The organism is Micromonospora sp. M51 (assembly GCF_018070305.1).
Lineage (GTDB): Bacteria > Actinomycetota > Actinomycetes > Mycobacteriales > Micromonosporaceae > Micromonospora > Micromonospora parva.
The window spans coordinates 1-693 of the sequence record NZ_JAGPXZ010001372.1; the positions used below are offsets into that span (position 1 = coordinate 1).

Consider the following 693-nt stretch of genomic DNA (forward strand, 5'->3'; position numbering starts at 1 on the left):
ATGTGGAGTCCGTCCTCGTCGCCCCGGACGACCGGGCGGTGCGCCTGGGCAGCCCGGCCACCAACGGTCGCCCCGGCGGGGCCGGCTACGGCGGGTTCTTCTGGCGGGCCGTCGCCGACGGTGAACCAGCGGTGTTCACCGCCGACGCGGCCGGGGAGCAGGCGGTCAACGGCAGTGCGGCGCCGTGGCTGGCGCTGACCGGGTCCGGGCCGGGCGACGGGGCGTACACACTGGTCTTCGCGGGCCTCGGCCACGGCGACAGGTGGTTCGTGCGGACCGCGATGTATCCGGGGGTCTGCGTGGCGTTCGCGTTCGACCGCCCGGCGGTGGTGCCGGCCGGCGGGAGCCGGCACGGCCGGTACCAGGTGTGGGTGGCCGACGGAACCCTCGACCGCGACGGGGTGGCGGCCCTGGTCCGCTCACATTGATCGGGTGGGGAGGGCGGCGGTGACCCGGACGGCCTTGACGATCGCGGGGATGGAGCCGATCAGCAGCACCAGCCCCCAGATGATCGCGACGATGGCGAAGACCAGCGCCGCCACGTCGTCGACGATGCTGACCAGGATCACCGGCACCAGGCTGTGCAGGAACTCCAACACGACAGTGCACAGCACTGTGGTGAGGATCAGCAGGACGAGGCCCTTGTTCTGCAGGAAGCGCGGCTGGGCCAGCACCAGCATCCCGGCCCACACC

1 protein-coding gene and 1 pseudogene are annotated in these 693 nt (G+C 72.6%); one reads left to right on the forward strand and one right to left on the reverse strand.

What is annotated here, in order from left to right; all coding sequences use genetic code 11:
• Window positions 1-428 (forward strand): DUF6807 family protein (locus KBX53_RS34900; RefSeq protein WP_210864028.1); only part of this gene is annotated, 428 nt, incomplete at its 5' end.
• Here the strand turns inward: KBX53_RS34900 and KBX53_RS34905 are convergent.
• A pseudogene (locus tag KBX53_RS34905) lies at window positions 420-693 on the reverse strand (hypothetical protein); the annotation flags it as partial. The gene KBX53_RS34900 and the pseudogene KBX53_RS34905 overlap by 9 nt on opposite strands.